This window comes from Mycobacterium sp. E1386 (assembly GCF_001672745.1).
Classification (GTDB): Bacteria; Actinomycetota; Actinomycetes; order Mycobacteriales; family Mycobacteriaceae; genus Mycobacterium.
In genome coordinates this window covers 1-21008 of the sequence record NZ_LZKH01000174.1, presented here as the reverse complement: position 1 = coordinate 21008, position 21008 = coordinate 1, and the positions used below count along the sequence as shown (strand labels likewise).

At 69.4% G+C, this 21008-nt stretch carries 16 protein-coding genes and 1 pseudogene; 8 read left to right on the top strand and 9 right to left on the bottom strand.

Features of this window, described 5'->3' with window-relative positions; genetic code table 11:
- The first annotated feature begins 152 nt into the window (after positions 1 to 152).
- Complete coding sequence (locus tag A5709_RS17600) at positions 153 to 1052, top strand: alpha/beta hydrolase (RefSeq protein ID WP_067947521.1); 900 nt, start codon at positions 153 to 155, stop codon at positions 1050 to 1052.
- Between the two features lie 7 nt (positions 1053 to 1059).
- On the opposite strand, the gene A5709_RS17595 is transcribed toward A5709_RS17600, so the two are convergent.
- Genes A5709_RS17595 through A5709_RS17585 form a run of 3 tightly spaced genes read right to left on the bottom strand, consistent with a single transcriptional unit; the run spans position 1060 to position 4583 of the window.
- Positions 1060 to 2364 carry an amidohydrolase family protein gene (locus A5709_RS17595; protein WP_068121159.1) on the bottom strand — a complete coding sequence of 435 codons (1305 nt, stop codon included), beginning with the start codon at positions 2362 to 2364 and terminating at the stop codon, positions 1060 to 1062.
- Positions 2358 to 3548 (bottom strand): CoA transferase, encoded by a 1191-nt coding sequence (locus A5709_RS17590; protein ID WP_068121156.1) that lies wholly within the window; start codon positions 3546 to 3548, stop codon positions 2358 to 2360. Before A5709_RS17590 ends, A5709_RS17595 begins: the two co-directional genes overlap by 7 nt.
- Before the next feature lie 18 nt (positions 3549 to 3566).
- A complete protein-coding gene (locus A5709_RS17585) occupies positions 3567 to 4583 on the bottom strand; it encodes a MaoC family dehydratase (protein WP_068121153.1) in 1017 nt (338 codons plus the stop codon).
- Positions 4584 to 4805: 222 nt separating this feature from the next.
- On the opposite strand from A5709_RS17585, the gene A5709_RS17580 reads away from it, so the two are divergent.
- Together A5709_RS17580 and A5709_RS17575 are read left to right on the top strand one after the other, a co-directional pair.
- Positions 4806 to 5966 (top strand): acyl-CoA dehydrogenase family protein, encoded by a 1161-nt coding sequence (locus tag A5709_RS17580; RefSeq protein ID WP_067947513.1) that lies wholly within the window; start codon positions 4806 to 4808, stop codon positions 5964 to 5966.
- A gap of 112 nt (positions 5967 to 6078) precedes the next feature.
- Complete coding sequence (locus tag A5709_RS17575) at positions 6079 to 6522, top strand: CD225/dispanin family protein (RefSeq protein ID WP_067947511.1); 444 nt, start codon at positions 6079 to 6081, stop codon at positions 6520 to 6522.
- A gap of 7 nt (positions 6523 to 6529) precedes the next feature.
- Here A5709_RS17575 and A5709_RS17570 read toward each other — a convergent pair whose 3' ends face one another.
- Positions 6530 to 7477, bottom strand: a complete 948-nt coding sequence (locus A5709_RS17570) for an enoyl-CoA hydratase/isomerase family protein (RefSeq protein WP_067947510.1) — start codon at positions 7475 to 7477, stop codon at positions 6530 to 6532.
- Between the two features lie 3 nt (positions 7478 to 7480).
- Positions 7481 to 8998, bottom strand: a complete 1518-nt coding sequence (fadD4, locus tag A5709_RS17565) for a fatty-acid--CoA ligase FadD4 (RefSeq protein WP_068121150.1) — start codon at positions 8996 to 8998, stop codon at positions 7481 to 7483.
- A 239-nt stretch (positions 8999 to 9237) separates the two neighbouring features.
- On the opposite strand from fadD4, the gene A5709_RS17560 reads away from it, so the two are divergent.
- A complete protein-coding gene (locus A5709_RS17560) occupies positions 9238 to 10269 on the top strand; it encodes a sensor domain-containing diguanylate cyclase (protein ID WP_231986998.1) in 1032 nt (343 codons plus the stop codon).
- Here A5709_RS17560 and A5709_RS17555 read toward each other — a convergent pair.
- From A5709_RS17555 to A5709_RS17545, 3 genes are all read right to left on the bottom strand, one after another.
- Positions 10266 to 12095, bottom strand: a complete 1830-nt coding sequence (locus A5709_RS17555; RefSeq protein ID WP_067947508.1) for a phosphoenolpyruvate carboxykinase (GTP) — start codon at positions 12093 to 12095, stop codon at positions 10266 to 10268. The genes A5709_RS17560 and A5709_RS17555 overlap by 4 nt on opposite strands.
- A gap of 148 nt (positions 12096 to 12243) precedes the next feature.
- On the bottom strand, positions 12244 to 13821 hold the full coding sequence (locus A5709_RS17550) for a hypothetical protein (RefSeq protein WP_068121147.1): 1578 nt from the start codon (positions 13819 to 13821) through the stop codon (positions 12244 to 12246).
- Positions 13818 to 14912, bottom strand: coding sequence for a hypothetical protein (locus tag A5709_RS17545; protein ID WP_068121145.1), 1095 nt, complete (start codon positions 14910 to 14912; stop codon positions 13818 to 13820). The genes A5709_RS17550 and A5709_RS17545 overlap by 4 nt, the downstream gene beginning before the upstream one ends.
- Before the next feature lie 170 nt (positions 14913 to 15082).
- Here A5709_RS17545 and trmB point away from each other — a divergent pair, with 170 nt between their 5' ends.
- The 3 genes from trmB to A5709_RS17530 all read left to right on the top strand — a co-directional run bounded on the left by trmB (position 15083) and on the right by A5709_RS17530 (position 19565).
- On the top strand, positions 15083 to 15874 hold the full coding sequence (gene trmB / locus A5709_RS17540; protein WP_197520186.1) for a tRNA (guanosine(46)-N7)-methyltransferase TrmB: 792 nt from the start codon (positions 15083 to 15085) through the stop codon (positions 15872 to 15874).
- A gap of 9 nt (positions 15875 to 15883) precedes the next feature.
- Positions 15884 to 16588 carry an NYN domain-containing protein gene (locus A5709_RS17535; RefSeq protein WP_067947573.1) on the top strand — a complete coding sequence of 235 codons (705 nt, stop codon included), beginning with the start codon at positions 15884 to 15886 and terminating at the stop codon, positions 16586 to 16588.
- A gap of 61 nt (positions 16589 to 16649) precedes the next feature.
- Entirely contained in the window at positions 16650 to 19565 is a 2916-nt protein-coding gene (locus tag A5709_RS17530) for an MMPL family transporter (protein WP_068011588.1), read from the top strand.
- A 3-nt stretch (positions 19566 to 19568) separates the two neighbouring features.
- Here A5709_RS17530 and A5709_RS17525 read toward each other — a convergent pair whose 3' ends face one another.
- The gene (locus A5709_RS17525; RefSeq protein ID WP_067946226.1) at positions 19569 to 20711 is read right to left on the bottom strand and encodes an AI-2E family transporter; all 1143 of its coding nucleotides are present in this window, start codon (positions 20709 to 20711) and stop codon (positions 19569 to 19571) included.
- A 145-nt stretch (positions 20712 to 20856) separates the two neighbouring features.
- On the opposite strand from A5709_RS17525, the pseudogene A5709_RS28150 reads away from it, so the two are divergent.
- A pseudogene (locus tag A5709_RS28150) lies at positions 20857 to 21008 on the top strand (TIGR00374 family protein); the annotation flags it as partial.

The following is a 21008-nucleotide window of genomic DNA, read 5'->3' as shown; positions in this document are numbered from 1 at the left end:
CATTGGAGCACGCACCCGCGCACCGAATGGTTCATCCGCGATCGCTTCGCAGAAGTCCGGTCCCCGCGGTCACGTTGCCTCCCCGAAGTCTGAGCCGCCGCATATCAGAGATAGCAGGTCCTCGAGCACTCCGCGTCGGCGATACTGATGCGGTGCCGAACACCGATGTTCACCCCGACCTGCAGCGGATCGCCCGTTTCGCCCCGCGCCGAATCGTCGGCCCCCGCACCCTGCCGATCATGCGGGTGGCGATGGCCGTGCGCGGGCGCCTTGGCAAGCCCGTCCGCGACGTCGAGGTGATCACGCTCGGTTCTGGGGCCGGTGTCCGGCTGTTCCGGCCGGCCGGCGTGGCCGAACCGACCCCCGCGCTGTTGTGGATTCACGGCGGCGGTTACGTGATCGGCACCGCCGAGCAGGACGACCGGCTCTGCAGCGCGTTCAGCCGGCGGCTCGGCGCCACCGTCGCGTCGGTGGAATACCGCCTGGCGCCCGAACATCCATATCCCGCCCCGCTGGAAGACTGCTATTCGGCGTTGACGTGGCTGGCCGCCTTGCCCTCCGTCGACCGGTACCGGGTGGCCATCGGCGGCGCGAGCGCCGGCGGCGGCCTGGCCGCGGCCCTGGCGCTGCTGGCCCGCGACCGCGCCGAGGTGAGCCCGGCGTTTCAGCTGCTGACCTATCCCATGCTCGACGACCGCAGCTCGGCCACCGCCCGCAAGTCCCACTATCGGCTTTGGGACAACCGCAGCAACGAGTTCGGCTGGTCGGCGTACCTCGGCAACGCCGACCCGCAGGTCGCCGTGCCGGGGCGCCGCGATGACCTGAGTGGGTTGCCGCCGGCCTGGATCGGGGTCGGCACGCACGACCTGTTCCACGACGAGGACCTGGCCTACGCCGAGCGGCTGACGGCCGCCGGGGTGCCGTGCCACGTCGAGACCATTCCGGGCGCCTTCCACGGCTTCGACCTGATCATGCCCAAAGCTCAAGTTTCGCAGCGGTTTTTCGACAGCCAGTGCGCCATTCTGCGTTCCGCGCTCGCCGCCGCGCCGTGATCGCCGGTCACATCGCGAAGTAAACGAGCTCGCCGCCGATGATGGTGGCCGCCACCATGCCGGCGTCCAGCTCGGCCAGCGCCGTCTCGGGCGGCTCGCTCAGCACACAGAGGTCGGCCGGCTGTCCGACCGCGACGGCCCGAGTCCGGCCCGGCCGCTCGGGCTCCCCCAGGAACATCGTCAAAGCCTTTCGGGCAGAGACACATTCGTTGGCGTTGAGGACGGTGCCGCTGAGCGTGGTGCGGTAGACCGCGGCGCGCATCGCCGTCCACGGGTCGCCGTGCCCGAAGGGCATGTCGGTGGAGAGCGCCACCGGCACCGTCGCCTCCAGCAGGGAGGCGACCCGCCACAGCTGAGGATGCTCGGCGGCGGGCACATCGGCGAGGTAGTGATCGCCGCGCTCGGCGACGAAGTTGGGCTGCGTCACCACCGTGACCCCCAGGCCGGCCAGATCGGCCAAGTTGTCCTGGGGCACGACGGCGGCGTGCTCGATCCGATCGCGGGGATGGCTGCCGGCCGCCCGCAGGGCCGCGATGGTGACGACTAGTTGGGCCGCGGTCACGCAGTGCACGGCGACCGGCCGGTCCGCGTCGTGCTGCCCGGCGATCCAGTCCGTCAGGGCGTCCAGGTCGAGGCGGTCGTCGTGCAGGATCTTCTTGCCCGGGGACAGGAAACTCGGCCGGGGCCGGAACTCGCCGCGCCGGTGCGCCACCATGAGCGACACCATGTCATCGACGTCGAGGTCCGGGGTGGCGTCGGTGACGCCGGTGACGCCGGTCGCGGTGATTCGCCGGCTCAGTTCGGCGAGGTCGCTTTCGCGCCGCGCCAGCAGGTCCGACCAGCCGTGGTCCGCGCTGCGCAGGCGCCCGTCGGGATGGTCGGCCAGCCCGACCCGGCCCAGCGCCTCGGAGTTGAGGATCCATAGCGCCCCACTGCGGTGCTGGATACGCACCGGGGCGCTGCGAACCATCGCGTCGAGGGCGCTCCGGTCCAGGTCGCCGGCCACCGACTCGTGGTAGCCGACGGCACGAATCCACCCATCGGGACCCGGCGTCGCATTCGACAGCAGTTGTGTCAGTTCGGCTTTGGTGCTGACCCCGGGCGGCCCGACGAGGAACGAATCCAGCGCGGATGCCGCCGAACGCACATGCACATGGTGATCATGCAGGCCGGGCAGGACGGTTCCGCCACCGGCGTAGAGCACGCCCTCGCCCCGCTCGGCGAGCAGGCCGTCACCCATTTCTTCGATCTGGTCGCCGACCCGGAGATCGGTGATCGTCCCGTCCAGCAGCGTGGCACGCCGAATCAACATGGCGCGCAACCTCGTTCGTACACCATTGCGCGCACAGCCCGGTTGTCGGCGCCCAGCCGCGCCGCGGGCCGGCCCGGCGGCGGAACCCGCGGGGGCGGGGCGGGCAGATCCGAGAGCGACGCTTGGGTCGGCAGCGCAGCATAACCGGCGGCGACGGCGGCCATCGAGACCTCGACCAGCTCGCCGCCACCGCGGCCCAGCGATTCGGCGACGGCCCGAGCGGCCTCCAGCCCCGTCAGCGGATCGGCGATGGCGTCGCCGCAGAACACCGGTCCGTCGGCGGCGACGCCGACCAGGCCGCCGCCCACCGCCGCGTCATCGCCGAACGCCGGCCTGCCGTCGGCATATCCTGTGATGCGCAACCAGATTCGGCCCCTCCCCGGCGAAAGATCGTCGGGTCCCAGCCGGCGCCGCGTCAGCGCCGCGGGGCGCGAGCCCTCGATCACCACATCGGCGGCGGTGAGCAACTCACGCAATTCGGCGGCCTGGGCGTCGAAATCGACACAGTACGAGAGCTTTTGACCGTTCATCCAGTCGAAAAACGCCGGGTTTCCGCCGCGGGTACCGTCCGGGCGGCGCGGGCTCTCGACCTTGACGACGGTAGCGCCGGCGCACGCCAGCAGCTGGCCGCACAGGGGGCCCGCCCACATGGAGGAGAGGTCGGCGACCAGTAACCCCGCGACGGCGCGCGCCGGTCCGCGGCCGCCCCACGGCCGTGTTCGCGGCGCGGCGGCCGTCGCTTCACCCAGACCCGCCGCGGGGATGTCGAGCAGCGTCGCCCGCTCGACGATAGCGCGGACCGGTTGCGTTGTGGCCCAGTGCCGCAACGCCGGCCACGGCTCGCAGGCGATCTCATCGGTCTGCACCAGCGCGGGAACGGCGGCGGCGTCGTCGGGGCGCGACAGCGTGATCGCACACCAGCCGTCGGCGGCGGCCAACAGCCGGGTGGCCCCACCGGCGGACAGCCGGCCGCCGCGGGTCAGGCCCAGCAGCGCGGCCCGCCCGGCCAGCAGGCCGGCGGCATCGACGGTGATGCCCCAGCGCTCTGCGACGGCCGCGGCCACCCGCCGGGCGTGGGTCAGCACGTTCGCGCGGGAGAAGTCGGGCGGCCCGTCCGGCAGGCCGGTCAGATAGGCCAGCCCGCTGCTCCCCCACATCGACGTAGCCGAGCTCACGTCCCCCATTGTGCTCGTGTTGCGCCGCTAAAACTGCAGCGCGCTGAATCGCCAGTCCAGCACCGCGCGGTCGGGTTCACCCGCGACGTCGCTCGCGGCGTAGACCAGTGCCCGCAGCCCCAGCACGCCCCCCTGGCCGGTCGGCGCGGCGGACTCGACGTGCAATTCGCTGTAGAGGGTGTCGCCCTCGTGGACGGGACCGGTGTGGTCGCAGGACTGCCAGCCCAGCACCGTTGCGAGGTTGGGCAGCAGCCTGCTCGCCTGCGCGAGTGCCAGCCCGATGGTATGCCCGCCATAGACCAGCCTGCGCCCGCTGACCCGCGAATCGTGGTGAGTGGCAGCGATATTCATGGTCAGCCGGGCCAGCTCGGGTGCGCTGCTGACCACGTCGGCCGTGCTGTGCAGCACCGCACCGGCCAGGTCGGGGTGAAAGTGCGGACCGGGCACCTTGGTCCGGAACACCTCGCCGTCCCAGTGCGCGGTCGGATCATGGGCGGGCCCCGGTATGTCGGCGCCTATCGCCGACAGGTCGTCGGCGGGCCCCGCGCCGGGGTCCCAGCCCGGGCTCGCGGGCAGCATGGCGCACCGGTAGAAGTCGAGGACCAGCCGATCGGCCTGGTCGATCGTGATCATCCGCAGCGCCGCCAGCCCTGTCGGCGCCCGGCCCGGCTTGGGCGAATTGGCCCGCAGCCCAACCACTTCCGTGCGGGTGTAGATGGTGTCGCCGATGACGGGGAACCGGTGAAACGTAAGGCCGCGGTAGAACAGGTTGGCCTTGACCCGCTGGGTGGCCGGCGTGGACTGGCCGATCGCGACGTCGCACACCAGCGCCGGGTGCGCCAGCGGTCCCGGCACGCCGGTCACGGCGGTGCACAGCACGGCATCGCACGCCAGGCGCAGCCGGTCGCCCACGATCGCCTGGTGCGCCGCCGCCAGCCCCGAGGACAGCGTCGCAGCCGGCGCCCAGTCGAAGACCTGGCCGACCGAGAGGTCGTCGAAGTACGGCCCGCCGGGGCGGATTCCCGCATACCCGTCACTAGTCACAACGCCACATGCTGGCAGGGTGTGGAATCGAGGGTCAACCTCGTGGCGATCGCGAGCGCGGCGAAGCCGGGCGAAGCGGGTCGCCACCAACAACTGCGTGGTGATCGCGAGCGCGGCGAAGCCGGGCGAAGCGGGTCGCCACCAACAACTGCGTGGCGATCGTGAGCGCGGCGAAGCCGGGCGAAGCGGATCGCCACCATCGACGCTGGAGGGTGATAGCAGGTGACTGACGAAGAGGACATGTTGGTGGCCACGGTGCGGGCGTTCATCGACCGCGACGTCAAGCCGACCGTCCGCGAGGTCGAGCACGCCAACACCTATCCCGAGGCGTGGATCGAGCAGATGAAGCGGATCGGCATCTATGGCCTGGCCATTCCGGAGGAATACGGCGGGTCGCCGGTGTCCATGCCGTGCTACGTCAGGGTCACCGAGGAGCTGGCCCGCGGCTGGATGAGCCTGGCCGGCGCGATGGGCGGGCACACCGTGGTGGCCAAGCTGCTGGCCCTGTTCGGCACCGAGGAGCAAAAGCGGGCCTACCTGCCGGTGATGGCGTCCGGGGAACTGCGTGCCACGATGGCGTTGACCGAACCGGGCGGCGGCTCGGACCTGCAGAACATGACGACGACGGCTGTGCCTTTTGCGGGCGCGGACGGCGCCCCTGGCGGCCTGCGGATCAACGGCTCGAAGACCTGGATCAGCAACGCGCGGCGGTCGGGGCTGATCGCGCTGCTGTGCAAGACCGATCCGAATGCCACGCCCCGCCACCGGGGCATCTCGATCGTGCTCGTCGAGCACGGCCCCGGCCTCACGGTGTCCCGGGACCTGCCCAAGCTGGGTTACAAGGGCGTCGAATCCTGCGAGCTGTCCTTCGACAACTTCGTGGCACCCGAGTCGGCGGTGCTGGGCGGCGCGATGGGCGAAGGCTTTTCGCAGATGATGAAGGGCCTCGAAACGGGCCGCATCCAGGTGGCCGCCCGGGCGCTGGGTGTCGGCACGGCGGCGCTCGAGGACGCGCTGGCCTACGCGCAGCAACGGGAAAGCTTCGGCCGGCCGATTTGGAAGCATCAGTCGGTGGGCAATTACCTGGCCGACATGGCGACCAAACTGACCGCCGCCCGTCAGCTCACCCGCTACGCCGCCGAGCGCTACGACAGCGGCGAGCGCTGCGACATGGAAGCCGGGATGGCCAAACTGTTCGCCTCCGAAGTGGCGATGGAGATCGCTTTGAACGCCGTGCGAATTCACGGCGGCTACGGCTACTCGTGCGAATACGACGTGGAACGCTACTTCCGCGACGCGCCCCTGATGATCGTCGGCGAGGGCACCAACGAGATTCAACGCAATGTCATCGCCGGGCAGTTGGTCGCACGGGGCGGCATCTGAGCGCGAGACCGAATGTGCGGGCTTGACGTCGGCGTGTGCTGTATCCTTGCCTGACTTCTCAGCAAAGCTGCGCGGAATTAAAAGTTACTGCGACGAAAGAAAGTCGGCTGCCATGAGTTATCCCCCAGGGCCCTACGAAGGCTCACCGGAATGGCAGGGTCAGCAGCCGGAATGGCAGGGACAGCCGCCGCCTTGGCAGGGCCAGCAGCCGGGTTGGCCGGGCCAGCAACCGGGTTGGCAGCCACCGCAGCCGGGCTGGCCGGGCCAGCCGGAGCCGGAGAACTACCTCGTCTGGGCCATCCTGTGCACCGTGCTGTGCTGCCTGCCGATCGGAATCGTGTCGATCGTCTACTCCACCAAGGTGTCCGGACTGTGGGCCCAGGGGCGGTACGCCGAGGCGCAGGAGGCCGCCAACAACGCCAAGAAGTGGGCCATCATCGGCGCCGTCGTCGGCGCGGTGTTCGCGGTGATCATGGCGATCCTCTACGTCGCCATCGGCGTGATCGCCGTCTCGAATATGCCGTCGACCACAACCACCACGTATTCCGGCTTCTGACAAGGCTTTAGGCGTCAGCAGCGTCGACCAGGCCCCAGGCCAGCGCGGTGCCGACGTCGATGGTGCGGCCGGACAGCACGAGATAGGCGGTGCGCCACCGGCCGATCCGGCGGGTGACGCTGAGCGTCCCGCCGGCGCCGGGTATCAGCCCCAGCTGAAGTTCGGGTAGCCCGAACACCGCATCGTCGCGCGCGGTCACCCATCCGCAGAACGCCGCCATCTCCAGCCCGCTGCCCAGCACGCGGCCGTGCACCTCCGCCCGGCAGGCGCGGCCGAGCCGGGCGGTCAGCGCATCGAGCGCCAGGGCCGGACTGTGCCGGGTGCGGGCCAGGTGCGCGCTCGCCGGGTCGGCGAAGGTGCCGAATTCGGCGAGGTCGCCACCGCTGCAGAACGACGGTCCGTTGCCGCTCAACACAATCCCGGTCACCGACGGGTCGAGTTGCGCGACCGTCAGGGCCTCCAGCAGCGCGGCCCGGGCGTCGGTGGAAAACGCGTTGTGGCGTTGCGGGCGGTTGAACGCGATACGCAGCGTGTCCCCGTCGCGGTGGGTCCGCACCGGCTCGGCGATGTCGGGCACGCTGGCCGGACCGCGTTCTTGCAGCCAACGCGCGAACTCGGGACCCGCCTGCAGAGTCGAGTAGGCCAGCGACTCGGTCACCACCGCCGGTAGCGCGGGCCCGCCCGCGTCGACCCCGCGCAACACGTCGTCACAGACGCTGCTGGCCTGCGGCCAGCGCCGGCAGCGCGCGGTCAGCTCGGCCAACGCGCCGGGCACCGAATCGACGGTGACCACCCGGCGGTCGTCACAGCGGTCCTCGGTCAGCGTGAAAGTCGCCACCTGAAGCCATGATTCGCAGCGGGCGAGGTCGGCGGCCGCGCCATGGGCCAGGATCACCCCCGGCGGGGATGCCGGGCCGGCATCCGGGGGGCTCGACAGGTCCAGCACCCGGAGCATGGGTCACACCGAGTATTTCTCGATCAGCCCGTTCTTGTAGAGCTTGCCGGTGTCGGTGCGCGGCAACTGCGCCTCGAACGCGATCGAGCGCGGACACTTGTAGTGCGCCAAGCGGTCTCGCAACCACGTCATCAGCTCGTCGGCGAACTCGTCGGTGGCGTCGGCCGGGTCGACGGTCTGCACGGCCGCCAGCACCCGCTGCCCCATCTCGTCGTCGGGGACGCCGAACACCGCCGCGTCCAACACCTTCGGGTGTGTGACCAGAAGGTTCTCGGTTTCCTGCGGGTAGATGTTCACCCCGCCCGAGATGATCATGTGGTGGCGCCGGTCGGTGAGGTAGAGGTAGCCCTCGTCGTCGACGTAGCCGATGTCGCCGACCGTCGTCCACCCGCGCTTGTCCCGGGACGCAGCGGTTTTCGCGTCATCGTTGAGGTATTCGAAGCTGTAGCCGCCCGCGAAGTAGATCTCGCCGGGATGGCCCGGCGGCAGCTCGTTCCCGTTCTCGTCCAGGATGTGGATCTCACAGGCCATCGGCTTGCCGACCGAGCCAGGATGCGCCAGCCACTCCTCGGCGCTGATCAGCGTCGACCCGATCGCCTCGGAGGAGGCGTAGTACTCGTCGACGATCGGCCCCCACCAGTCCATCATCTGCTTCTTGATCTCCACCGGGCACGGCGCCGCCGCGTGCATCACCCGTTGCAGACTGGACAGGTCGTACGAATTACGCACCGCCTCGGGGAGTTTCAGCATTCGGGTGAACATCGCCGGGACGAACTGGCCGTGCGTGACGCGGTGCCGCTGGATCGCGTCGAGGCAGCCTTCGGGATCGAATTTCTCCATGACCACCGTGGTGACCCCGCCGGCCTGCGCGCTCATCGACCACACCGACGGGGCGGTGTGATAAAGCGGCGCCGGGCTCAGATAGATCGAGTCCGGGTTCATCCAGAAGCTGACCAGGGCCGACATCATGCCGGGCGCCTCGGACGGCGGCACGTGGGGCAGTTCGCGTTTGATGCCCTTGGGCCGGCCGGTGGTGCCCGACGAATACTGCAGCAGATCGCCCTCGCGTTCGTCGTCGATCGGGGTGTCCGGCTCGCCCGCAACGCATTCGGGGTAGCGCTGCCAGCCCTCGAGATCGTCATCCGCGATCAGCAGCAGCTCGGGCAGGCCCCCGGGAAGATGCTCGGCCAGGTTCTCACACGTCTTGCGCAGCGCCGCCGATCCGATGATCGCCTTGGCGGCACTGTTGTCGACGATGTAGGCGGCCTCGGCCGCGGTCAGGTGGGTGTTGATCGGGACGTAGTACAGACCGCTGCGGCGCGCCGCCCACATGACCGCGTGCATGTGTTCGTTGTTCTCCATCAGGATCGCGACGGCGTCGCCCTCGACGAGGCCGGCCCACCGGAAATAGTGCGCCAGCCGGTTGGCCCGCGCCTCCAGCTCGTCGAAGGTGATGACCGTTCCGGACGGGTGAAGAATGACGGCGGGCTTACCGGCGCCGAGGTACTCGCGAATCTGCATGCGCAGACTGTACCGCCGAAAAACTTGACGGGTGTCAAGTGGTCGTGGCCGCCGGACCGATCGACCGGATCGGCGCAGGTGCGGCCCCGATCCGGGTAAGGTACCGTGCCGTGACGACGCCGGCCTCACACCCCGGCCGGTCTCCTACGGAGGTGTGCATGGACGCCGAGCGCCTCCCCGCGCCCGCGCCGTGCTGCTCCGCCACCGATCGGCTCGGCGTCTACGACTACGTGGACGGCATGGAGCGCCTGCTCGAGGCGGTCCAGGAATTGTCGTTGGCGCGCAGCCTGTCCGAAATCCAGCGCATCGTCCGGTCGTCGGCGCGCGAGCTCACCGGCTGTGACGGAGCCACGCTCGTGCTGCGCGACGACGACAAGTGCTATTACGCCGACGAAGACGCCATCGCCCCACTGTGGAAGGGCAGCCGCTTCCCCATCGAAGCGTGCATCAGCGGTTGGGCGATGCTCAACCGCGAGGCGGCGATCATCCCGGACATCTATCGGGATCCGCGTATCCCGCAAGGGATTTACCGCGCAACGTTCGTCAAGAGCCTGGTGATGGTGCCGATCCGCAAGCTCGAACCGATCGGCGCGATCGGCAACTACTGGGCCCACCGGCACCCGCCGTCCGAGCAGGAGATCCGGCTGCTGCAGGCGTTGGCCGATTCGACGTCGATCGCCATGGAAAACGTCCAGCTCTACGCCGAACTCGAACAGCGGGTCCGCGACCGCACCGCTGCGCTGGAAAGTGCCAACGAGGAGATCAGTCGGCTCTCCGTCACCGACGAACTGACCGGGCTCAACAATCGGCGCGGCTTCTATCTGCTGGCCGAGCAGAAGCTGCGCGGAGCGCACCACCTCGGGCACAACTGCGTGCTCGCCTTCCTGGACGTCGACGGGCTGAAGCGGGTCAACGACGAGCAGGGGCACGATGCGGGCGACGCCCTGATCAAAGACGTCGCCCAGGTGCTGCGTAGCGTGCGGCGCGAGTCCGACATCGTCGCGCGCCTAGGCGGTGACGAATTCTGCGTCATGGTCACCGAAAGCGACAGTGGGACCGCGGCGGTCAAAGACCGGCTCGCCGAGGCGTTCCGCTCCTTCAACGAGACCGGCGGGCGGCCCTACCGCCTGTCCGCCAGCATCGGCCTGGTCCAGGCACCCGTCGCCGAGCACGCAACCGTGGACGAACTGCTGGCCCGCGCCGACGAACTGATGTACGCCGAGAAGAAGGCCAGCCCCGATTCGCGGCGCGCGGAGGTGGGCTCGACCTAGTCGGCGTCGGCCAGGCGCTGCTTGAGCGCCTCGAACTCGTCCTTGACGCCCGTGGGCAGCTTGTCGCCGACGAACTCGAACCACTCTTCGATCAGCGGAAGCTCCTGGCGCCACTCGTCGGGGTTGACCGCGAGCGCCTTCGCGACGTCTCCGGGTTCGACGTCCAAGCCGTCCAGATCGAGGTCCGCCGCGGTCGGCACGATGCCGATCGGGGTGTCCTGGCCACCGGCCTGGTGCTCGATGCGGTCGACGATCCACTTCAGCACCCGGCTGTTCTCGCCGAAGCCCGGCCACAGGAACTCGCCCTTCTCGCCGCGGCGGAACCAGTTGACGAAGAACACCTTCGGCATCTTGGACTCGTCGGAGTTCTTGCCGAGGTCGAGCCAGTGCTGGAAGTAGTCACCGACGTGGTAGCCGAGGAACGGCAGCATGGCCATCGGGTCGCGGCGCACCGTGCCGACCTTGCCCTCGGCGGCGGCGGTCTGCTCGCTGCCCATGGTGGCGCCCATGAACACCCCGTGCTGCCAGTCGCGGGCCTGCGTCACCAGCGGCACCGTGGTCTTGCGGCGGGCGCCGAACAAGATGCCCGAGATCGGCACGCCCTGCGGGTCGTCCCATTCCGGGGCGAGGATGGGGCATTGCGACATCGGGGTGCAGTAGCGCGAGTTCGGGTGGGCGGCCTTGGTTTCCGTCTCGCGGATGTACCAGTCGTTGCCCTTCCAGTCGATCAGGTGATCCGGCTCGCCCTCCAGGCCTTCCCACCACACCTCGTCGTCGTCGGTGAGCGCGACGTTGGTGAAGACGGTGTTGCCCGCGGCGATCGTGCGCATGGCGTTGGGGTTGGACTTCCAGTTGGTGCCCGGCGCCACCCCGAAGAAACCGAACTCGGGGTTGACCGCGTACAGCCGGCCGTCCTTGCCGAACCGCATCCAGGCGATGTCGTCGCCCAGGGTCTCGGCGCGCCAGCCCGGAATGGTGGGCTGCAGCATCGCGAGGTTGGTCTTGCCGCACGCCGACGGGAAGGCCGCGGCGAAGTAGTACGCCTTGTTCTCCGGGGAGATCAGCTTGAGGATCAGCATGTGCTCGGCCAGCCAGCCCTCGTCGTGGGCCATCGCCGACGCGATGCGCAGCGAGTAGCACTTCTTACCCAGCAGCGCGTTGCCGCCGTAACCGGAGCCGTAGCTCCAGATCTCGCGGGTCTCCGGGAAGTGGGTGATGTATTTGGTGTCGTTGCAGGGCCACGGCACGTCCTGCTGCCCGGGCTCCAGCGGGGCGCCCACCGAGTGCAGCGCCTTGACGAAGAACCCGTCGTCGCCCATTTTCTCCAGGGCCGCCTTGCCCATCCGGGTCATGGTGCGCATGGACACGACGACGTACTCGGAGTCGGTGATTTCCACGCCCAGCTTGGGGTCGTCCGCGCCGAGCGGGCCCATGCAGAACGGCACCACATACATGGTGCGGCCGCGCATGCAGCCGCGGTACAGGTCGGTCATCAAGGCCCGCATCTCGGCCGGTTCCATCCAATTGTTGGTGGGGCCGGCGTCGATCTCGCGCTCGGAGCAGATGAAGGTCCGCGACTCCACCCGCGCAACATCGGACGGGTCGGACAACGCCAGGTAGGAGTTGGGGTGCTTCTTCTCGTTCAGCTTCGTGAACGTGCCCGCCTCGACCAGGTGGGCGGCGAGCCGATCGAACTCTTCGGCGGAACCATCCGTGAACACCACGCGCTCGGGCTGAGTGAGCTCGGCGACCTCCCGTACCCACGACAGCAGCCCCTGATGCTTCGTGGGTGCGGTGTCCAATCCGGGAATGGTCGCTGAGGTCATCGAAGTCTCCTGAATTCTTCTGCGTACTCGGGCTGCTTTGGGTGCCTATCGCGTATGCGGTCGCCCACACAACGGTTGACATGGTGGCGTTAACTACAGGTTATCGTGAGGACCTTGTCGTGTAAGTCTCGGGCAGGTATAAGCCTTCTCACAACAACGATTCAGAAGCTCCGGCAGAATCGCCATCACCGCTCCTAGAAGCCGGTTTTTGGTTTGCCTCGGTTTCGCCGTCTTTTTTCAGCTCCGAGGCCGAATGGTCAGTAGGAGATATACCCGCTTCACCCAGTTCTGCACGCACGGCGTCCAGGGCCGCCAACACCGTAGGCATCTCCTTCTCCCTGGCGGCGGCGGCCCGCGACGCGGCCATGGCGTGCGCGCGCAGCTCGCGGTCGATCGCGCTGACCTGGCCGCTCACCTCGGCGTTCTCCACCTCGTCCTGGGCCAGTACCGCCTTGCTCAGCACCGACTCGGCGACCAGGACGCGGGTCGCGACCAACTCTTCCGTCACCGACCGCAGCGAAGAGGTCACATCGCCCGCCCAGCGGTCCAGCAGCGCCCGGTCGCGCAGCAGGCTCCGGATGTTGACCACCAGCAGCGTGACCGCCAGCCCGATCGCCACACACGTCACCGCCGCGACGACGGACAGCGCTGGACTGAGCCGAGCGGCCGGCCCGCTCAGCAGCCGGCTCAGGGTCAGCGCCACGCCCAGGCCGAACCCGGCGCCCAGCAGCATCATCAGCCAGGTCTCGTGCCGCCGCGATTTCAGCGGGGGCGGCGGGACGTCCACCGTCGGCAGCACGTCGACGGCCGGCAGGGTCGTCGCGACCCCCACCACCTGCGCGACATCCGCGAGGTGGGTGGCGGTGCCCTCGTTCACTTCGGCGACCACCTCGTCCAGCCGGCCACGCGTGTGCGCCTCGAAGCCGGACATGTGGCGCCGGGACAACCCCGCGGCGTCTTCCTGCAGTTCGCTGCGCACCGACGAGCAACGATTGCGCGCGAAGTGGGACAGCTGCACCCGCGCCTGCTGAATCTGACCGCGCAACGTGATGGTGCGCTCGGTCTTCGCCTCGCGCCGCTGCCGCAGCGCCGTGCTGCGTTCGTCGCGCAGCGCGTCGACCCGTGCCCGCCGCCCGGCGCCGTCGGCGTCGCGGTCGAACCGCTGCATGACGGTCTTGAGCCGGAACTCCCACGCCCGCAGCCGGTTTCGGCGGGCGAGCTCGGAGTCGGCCAGTCGCGCCGACAGCGTCTGCACCAAGTCGTCGACGTCCTGCTCGCCGAGGTCGGGCAACGCGGCCGCGCCCACCCAGGGCACGTCGCGGTAACGGGGCGCGTGCGCGGCCAGCGTTTCGCGGTTGGCGGCCAGGACGTCGCGCCAGGCCCGATGCACGTCGATCTTGGACACCACCGGAACCACCACATCGGTGTGTGCGGCGGCGGCGTCCAGTAGCGCGCAGTCGGATTGCGTGAGGTGGGCCGCCGCCGAGACGACGAACACCACCGCCGTCGGCGCCTCGCCCGGGCCCAGGTCCACCGACTCGACGAACTTGTGCTCCGGGAGCCGCTCGCGCAGCGCCGCGGCCACCGCGGTCACCCCGGCCATCCACGGTCCGGTCACCAGCACCACGTCGCGGCGGTGGATGGCGGGCGCATCCAGCTCCGGACCGATGCTCGCCACCAGCGCGTCGACTCGGGCGACCGGATCGTCGTGCTTGTCGCCGCTCATCGCCAGCCCCCTAGCGGCTCCCCCGGCAGCGACCCGCAGGCCTGCGACCACAGCCGCATCGATCCCCTGGCGATGTCGGCCCCGCAGGCGCGGTGCAACTCGCTCGCCGACGCCCTGCTGTAACGCTGCCACCGCACCGCGCGCGGCAGGTGCGCGGACGGGTCGCGGTCCCAGTCAGCCGGTTCCACGTGGTCCGGCTCCAGCCCGGCCGCCTCGGCCAGGTCGACGGCGGCCGCCATCCGGGCGACCACCGTGTCGTCGCGGGACAGGAATCCGCTGATCGTCTCCGCGGATTCGCCCAAGCCGACCGCCAGCGCCTCCAACTCCGCGACGGCGTCCAGCACCCGCTGGTAGCGCACTTCGGCGCCGGCGATCGCGATGTGGGACAGCACGGCGTCGATACCGCTCGTCCGGCGCAGCAGGGCCCGCACCTGCGCGGCCGTCCGGCCCTGCCGTAGCGCGGCGACCGCGAGCGCGATGCCGAACAGGTCCAGGGTGTGCAGCAGGCGCAGCCGCACGTCGGCCGGCACCGGGTTGTCCGCCGCCATGAACCCCGCGAACGAGCCGTCGAGGGAGGCGGCCACCCCGGGGTGCGCGGCCAGCGTCCGCAGCCCCGACCACAGTGAGGCGTCCAGGTCGTCGACCGCGGCGACGGCGAGCAGGCCGGCCATCGGCACCATGGGCACGCCCACCAGGTCGGCAAGCTCCGCGCAACGCGTCCGCGCTGCCGCGATCGGCCCGTCCCCGCGGGCCAGGGACCCGGCCAGGTCCGCCTTGTTCAGCACCCCCACCACCGGGCGTCCGGTGGCGGCGATCGCGTCGATGTCCTCCGGCTTGACCACCTCGGTGGTCACGTGCACGACCACGTCGGCTTCGCGACCGCCGGCGGTCGTCACCGCGATCCCCACGGCGGCTCCGGCGCGGTCCAGCGCCCGCGCCACCGTGGCGCGCCCGACGCCGCGGCGTCCCCGGATCAGCGCACGCAGGGGCGCGGACGTCCGCTCGGCGACGGCCGTCACGCGCGGGTCGGCGTGCCCGGCGGCGAACCGCGCCAGCGCGTCGACGAATTCCTGGTGCCCTTGTCCGTTCATCGTCCCCTCATGATCTGCCTTCGGTTCGATGGATCCGACCCGGGGGCCGGTCGGGTCCCACCGAATGGTGGCACTTACGTCACTTTGATGCGAGCCACCGTCTGACTGTTACCAGCTGAAGGCAACTGTTGGGTATCAATCTGGACCAGGGGCGGCTACATCACTCCTTTATGGGCCACCATGGACAAATGCATGCGCAACCCCGGGCGGGAGTGGTTCCCGACGCGCCTGAGGAGGAGTCGGACGACCGCCGCGGCCAGCGCTACCTTCCAGCATCGACCTTTCGCTCCCGAAGATCCGCGCTTTCCGACGCCCAGCGGCAGACCTGGGAACGGCTGTGGCCGGAGCTGGGCCTATCCCTGGGCTCTCCGGGCGGGGAAGGCGAGGGCGGCGGGGAGCCCCGGCTGGACACCCGCGCCTGGTTTGGCCGCCAGGCGCCGCTGGTGCTCGAAATCGGTTGCGGGAGCGGCATATCCACGCTGGCGATGGCCAAGGATGAGCCCGACGTCGACGTGATCGCGGTGGAAATCTACAAGCGGGGGCTGGCGCAACTGCTGTGCGCGATCGACCGCGAGGGGGTCGGCAACATCCGCTTGATCCGCGGCAACGGCGTCGAGGTGCTGCAGCGGCTGATCCCGTCCGGTTCGCTGACCGGGGTGCGCGTGTTCTTTCCCGATCCCTGGCCCAAGGCCCGTCACCACAAGCGCCGGTTTCTGCAACCGGGCACGATTGGCCTCATCGCCGACCGGTTACTCCCTGGTGGTGTCCTGCACGCCGCGACGGACCACCCCGGGTACGCCGAACACATCGGCGAGGTCGGCGACGCCGAGCCGCGGTTGCGTCGCGTCGACCCCCGCGAGCAGCTGCCGATCTCGGTGGTGCGGCCGACCACGAAATACGAGACAAAGGCCCACGAGGCGGGCAGCGCCGTGACCGAATTCATCTGGCTACGACATGAGTAGGCGATGACCATGAGCCTGGCGGAAGAACAGACCGCGGCAGCTGAACCTTTGCCGGCGTTGCCCGACGATGCGCTCGGAAGCTTCACACCGCCGGGCGGACGTGTGTTGCTGGTGTGGGACGCGCCCAACCTCGACATGGGGCTCGGGTCGATCCTGGGCCGACGCCCCACCGCGCTGGAGCGCCCGCGGTTCGACGCGCTGGGGCGCTGGTTGCTGGCGCGCACGGCCGAGATCAGTGCCGGCCGGCCCGGTGTCGTGGTCGAACCCGAGGCCACCGTCTTCACCAACATCGCACCGGGCAGCGCCGACGTCGTCCGCCCCTGGGTGGACGCCCTTCGTAACGTCGGGTTCGCGGTCTTCGCCAAACCGAAGATCGACGAGGACAGCGACGTCGACCGAGACATGCTCGCCCACATCGAACTGCGACGTAGCGAAGGGCTGGCGGCGCTGGTGGTGGCTTCGGCCGACGGCCAGGCGTTTCGTCAACCGTTGGAGGAGATAGCACGCTCCGGGGTCACCGTTCAAGTCATCGGATTTCGCGAACATGCGAGTTGGGCGCTAGCGTCGGATACCTTGGATTTTGTCGACCTGGAAGACATCAGCGGTGTGTTCCGGGAGCCCTTGCCGCGAATCGGCCTAGATTCGCTGCCTGACCAGGGAGCATGGCTGCAGCCGTTCCGGCCGCTGTCCGCTCTGTTGACCGCGCGTGTGTGACACTGGCTTGAAAAACCGAAAGGTACCGTGCGGGTCGTTAACGATCCAGTAAGGAGCTTGCGTGTTCGCCTGGTGGGGTCGAACTGTGTACCGCTACCGGTACATCGTTATCGGGGTCACGGTAGCTCTGTGCCTGCTGGGTGGCGTGTTCGGGATGAGCCTCGGCAAGCATGTCACACAGAGCGGCTTCTACGACGAGGGCAGCCAATCGGTGAAGGCCTCGGTGCTGGGCGACCAGACCTACGGCCGCGACCGCACCAGCCACGTGGTGGCCACCTTCACGGCTCCCAACGGGCAGACGGTCAACGATGCGGCGTGGCGGGACAAAGTCGTCGGCGAACTCAACAAGTTCAAGACCGACCACCCCGATCAGGTCGTCGGCTGGGCCGGCTGGCTGGCCGCGCCCGACAGCACTAACCCCCTGATCAAGGGCATGGTCAGCGAGGACAAGAAGCACACGTTCGTGTCCATCCCCCTCAAGGGCGACGACGACGACACGATCCTCAATAACTACAAGGCCATCGCGCCGGGTCTGCAGAAGCTCAACGGCGGCGCGGTGGAACTGGCCGGCCTGGAACCGATCGCCAACGCACTGACCGGCACCATCGCGACCGACCAGCGTCGCATGGAGGTCCTCGCGGTGCCGCTGGTGGCCGTCGTGTTGTTCCTGGTCTTCGGGGGCGCCGTCGCCGCCGGCCTGCCGGCCATCGTGGGCGGGCTGAGCATCGCCGGCTCGCTCGGCATCCTGCGCCTGGTCGCCGTGTTCGGGCCGGTGCACTTCTTCGCCCAGCCGGTGGTGTCCCTGATCGGCCTGGGTATCGCGATCGACTACGGCCTGTTCGTGGTGAGCCGGTTCCGGGAGGAGATCGCCGAAGGCTACGACACCGAGGCCGCGGTGCGAAGAACCGTGATGACGGCCGGGCGCACGGTGACGTTCTCCGCGGTGCTGATCATCGCGTCCAGCGCCAGCCTGCTGGTGTTGCCGCAGGGCTTCGTGCATTCGCTGACCTATGCGATCTTCGCCGCGGTGGGGCTTGCGGCGCTGCTCTCGATCACCTTCCTGCCGGCCTGCCTGGGCATCCTGGGCCGCCACGTCGACGCGCTGGGGGTGCGGACCGCGTTCCGGGTGCCGTTCCTGCGGAACTGGAAGTGGTCGCGCGCCTACCTGAACTGGCTCGCGGACCGGCTGCAGAAGACCAAGACGCGCGAAGAGGTCGAGGCCGGCTTCTGGGGCAAGCTGGTCAACTGGGTGATGAAGCGACCGCTGGCCTTCGCCATCCCGATCGCGGTCGGCATGATCCTGCTGGTCATCCCGCTGGGCAACCTGTCGTTCGGCGGCATGAGCGAAAAGTATTTGCCGCCCAACAATTCGGTGCGCCTGGCCCAGGAGCACTTCGATAAGCAGTTCCCCGGCTACCGGACCGAACAGCTGACCATGGTGATCCAGAGCACCAACGGCAGCAAGGTCACCGACCAGCAGGTGGCCGACATCCGCAACCGGATCGCCGGGATCAACGGGTTCACCGACAAGCAGTGGCAGGAACGGCCGTGTCCGGCCATCGCCGGCAACCCCTGCGTCGCCGGCCCCAATGGAACGACCGTGCCCAAGGACGGCTCGGTGCGGGTGATCCAGAACGGCCTGGTCAACAAGAACGATGCCGCCAAGAAGATCGCCGAACTACGGGCCGTGAACCCCCCGAAGGGGCTCAATCTCTATGTCGGCGGCACGCCGGCCCTGGAACAGGACAGCATTCACAGCCTGTTCGACAAGGCTCCGCTGATGCTGGTGCTGCTGCTGGGCGCGACCATGCTGTTGATGTTCTTGGCGTTCGGATCGGTGGTGTTGCCGGTCAAGGCCGCGGTGATGAGCGCGCTGACGCTGGGCTCCACGATGGGCATCCTGACGTGGATCTTCGTCGACGGGCACCTATCGGGCGTGCTGAACTTCACGCCAACGCCGCTGATGGTGGTGGTGATCGCACTGGTTGTCGCCGTCGGATTCGGCCTGGCCACCGACTACGAGGTGTTCCTGGTGTCCCGCATGGTCGAGGCGCGCGAACGCGGTATGTCGACGGCCGAGGCCATCCGGATCGGCACCGCGACGACCGGGCGGCTGATCACGGCCGCGGCGCTGGTCCTGGCCGTCGTCGCCGGTTCGTTCGTGTTCTCCGACCTGGTGCTGATGAAATACCTGGCGTTCGGCCTGATGGCGGCCCTGTTGCTGGACGCCACCGTGGTCCGGATGTTCCTGGTGCCGTCGGTGATGAAGCTGCTCGGCGACGACTGCTGGTGGGCCCCGCGCTGGGCGAGGCGCCTGCAGAACAAGATCGGGCTGGGCGAGATCGACCTGCCCGACGAGCGCAAGCGGCCGACCCTCAACGGGCGCCCCGCTCGGCCCCCCGTGGCGGCCAGCCTGGTCGCCGCCACGCCGCGACCGCCGCACGACCCCACGCACCCCGCGGCCCTCGAGCCGTCGCGCGCGACCCGTCCCGGACCGGCCGAACCCAAGCCCGGCACGGAAGTGCCCGCGGGCGCGGCGTCGCGCGCTGCGGTGCCCCCGGCCGACGCCGCCAACACCACGCGTTTGCAGACCCGGCAGCCGACGGAGGCCAAGACGACGCGCCTCTCGGTGCCCAACGCCGCCCCCGCCAACCCGGCGCACCACCCGGCCCACGAGCGGCCGGCCAATGCCGCCCCGCCGGCGCCGGCGCGGGTCGCCGTTTTCACCGCGGGCGTTGATCTTTTCCGTGGCCGCGTCGGACTCGTTTCCCTCCGGCCGCGGGAAGGCGGTGGTGGGTTCGACGGTGTCGTCCTTGTCGTCAGAACGGTTGGGGGGCAACGGGATCGCCCGGGTTTCCCCGCCGGACGGTGGTACTGGCGGTGTGGTCGGCCCCGGGGCGGGGGGCCGCGCCAGCGCCGGCGTTCGGGCGGCGGCTTGTCCGCCCAGGACCTGCTGCGACGCGAGGGTCGGCTGTAAGCCTCAGTCGGCCTTTGCGGGTTCGTCTGGCTCGGCCTCCAGGAGGCTGCCCTCGTCGGCCTCCTCGGTCTGCTTCTCGGCTTCGGCGGCCGGATCCGCGGCGAGGAGCACCTGCATCGCGTTGTTGAGGAACGCGACCGTCGGCACGGCCAGCAGCGCGCCGACGATCCCGGCGAGCACGCCGCCTGCGGAGATGGCCAACACCACCCCGAGCGGGTGAATCGAGACGGCGCGGCCCATCACCAGCGGCTGCAGCACGTGGGCCTCGAGCTGGTTCACCGCGATCAGCAAACCCAGGGTAATCAGCGCGTACACAATGCCTTTGGCCAGCAGGGCGACCACCACGGCCAGCAGACCCGAGATCAGCGCACCGACGAGCGGGATGAAGGCTCCCAGGAACACCAGGGAGGCCAGCGGCAGCGCCAGCGGGATGCCCATGATCGCCAGGCCCGCGCCGACCCCGGCCGCGTCGGTCAGGGCCACCAGGAAGGTGGCCCGCACATACCCGGTCAGCGATCCGTAGCCGGCGCGGCCCGCCTCGCTCACCCGGTCGCGGACGTCGACCGGGAAGATCTTGACCACGTAGGCCCAGATGTTGCGCCCGCCGTAGAGAAAGAAGATCAACGTGAACAGAACCAAAACCGCCGCGGTGACCAGCTCGGTGATGGTGGCCGCGGTCGACAGGGCGCCGCTTTCCAGCTTCGCCTGATTGTTGCGCAACGCCTCGATCGCGGCGTTGCCCGCGTTGTCGATCTGTTCGCTGCGCAGGTGCGCGGGCCCGTGGATCAGCCAGCGCCGGGTGGACTCGATGCTGCGGGTCACCTGTTCGGTCAGGCCGGGCACACCGTCGATGAACTGGAGGACGACGAACGCCAGGATGCCGCCCAAGATCGCGAACCCGCCCAGCAACACCATCGCCACCGCGCCACCGCGGGGCAGGCCCCGCCGGTCCAGCCAGTCCACCACCGGCAGCAGCAGCGCACTGACCAGCAACGCCACCAGTACCGGCACGACGATGATTTCGAGCTTCTTCACCACCCACAGCAGGGCGACCACCGCGGCGAGGATGACCAGCAAACGCCAGGCCCAGGCTGCGGTCTTGCGGACAAGGGGTTCGACCGAAGCGTCGTCGGTGTTTGCCGGCATTGGGTGAGCCTATCCGGCGGGGGGCACCCCCAAACGTCCGCGCGGCCGCGGGCCCCGACCACCCCGGCACGATCCGGTTACGACCCCGACACGGTCGGCGGCGCGCGACGATCCCCGCGCCACCTGCACCGTTACCCTAAATCACGTGTCGCACGACGCACCCGCCCGCAATCTCGACTTCCCGCGCGAAGAGGCCCCGCGCGGGAAGTACTGGTGGCTGCGGTGGGTGATCCTCGGGATCGTCGCCATCGTGCTTGCCGTGGAGGTCGCCCTGGGCTGGCATCAGCTGGCCAAGGC